This is a genomic window from Amycolatopsis sp. SID8362, assembly GCF_010550475.1.
Taxonomy (GTDB): domain Bacteria; phylum Actinomycetota; class Actinomycetes; order Mycobacteriales; family Pseudonocardiaceae; genus Amycolatopsis; species Amycolatopsis eburnea.
In genome coordinates this window covers 1-1263 of the sequence record NZ_JAAGNB010001130.1, presented here as the reverse complement: position 1 = coordinate 1263, position 1263 = coordinate 1, and the positions used below count along the sequence as shown (strand labels likewise).

General features: G+C 75.4%; 1 protein-coding gene. It reads right to left on the bottom strand.

The window, feature by feature from the left end; genetic code table 11:
• Positions 1-1263 (bottom strand): dynamin family protein (locus G3I65_RS35320; protein ID WP_160699943.1); only part of this gene is annotated, 1263 nt, incomplete at both ends.

Below are 1263 nucleotides of genomic sequence, written 5' to 3'. Positions count from 1 at the left end.
GAGCGCCTGCCGGATCGCGGAGCGGCCCGCGTTCCCCGGCAGGCCCAGCCGGCTCGGCACGTCCACCCCGGCCGCGCCGAGCAGCCGTTCCGCGTCACGGGCCTCGTCGGTGGTGAACAGCACGACGCCGAGCCGGATCGAGTCGATCAGCTGGATCTCGGCGAACTCGTGCGCCCCGGCGACGATCCGCTCCCATTCGTGCAGCAGGCCGCCGGTGCGGTCCGGGTAGGCGCGCAGCACCAGTTCCGCCGCCTGCAGCGCCGAGCGCGCCTTGAGCACGTCGGCCCGCGCGGCGAACTGCGTGGTCAGCAGCGACCGGAGGCGGTGCAGGCCGCTGCGGGCCAGCAGCTCGCCCGACAACGCCCGCGCGCCCGTCACCAGCTCGCCGCCGACCAGCTCGATCGCCAGCCGCACGCCGAAAAGCCCATAGCGAGCCAGGAGTTCGGCGCGTTCGGCCGCCGGGACGTCCACATCGGACTCACCGGTGGCGAACCGGTCGGCCGACGTCAGCAGCCGCGCCACTTCGGCCTCCGGCGCGGCCGAGAGCCGCCGGAACGCGCGGAACTCGGATTCCTTCAGCGTCGCCGCGGAGCTGGCCAGCAGGCCGGCCACCGGGACCACGGTCTGGCAGAGCCCGCGCACCCGCGGGTCGCGGGCGTAGCGGCCGGCGATCTTCGCCGCCGAATCGAGCGCGTCGGCCCGGGCGTGCCCGACCTCGTCGGCCTTCGCCAGCACGCCGATGGTGTTCACCGGCCGGCGCTGCGCCGGGTCGTCGTGGAAGGCGTCCAGGAACCGGACGTCGTCGCCGTGCACGTGCCGCATCAGGTACACCACGGCGTCCGCGGTGCCCACGCCGTCACCTTCGGGGACCAGCGCCGCCTCGGTGCGCCCGGAGACCTCCGCCCGCGCCGACCCCAGGCCGGGCGTGTCGATCAGCGTCATCGCGCGCAGGGCGGGCGACGGCCAGTCGACGACGAGCCGGTCGACGTCGTCGGGCGCCATGCCGAGTTCGAGGCCGAGGGTGCCGGACAGCCTGCCGAAGGGCAGCTGGCGCGGCATCCCGCGGACGGGGTGCAGCATGATCCGGTAGGTCGGGCCGTTGCGGTACCAGGTGACGACCCGGGTGCACTCCCCCGCGTCGGTCGCCGCGAGCTCCTGGCCGACCAGCGCGTTGAGCAGCGTGGACTTCCCGGCCTTGACGCGGCCGGCGATCGCGACGCGCAGCGGCTCGGCGAGCCGGCCGGCGATCAGCCGCAGCTGCGG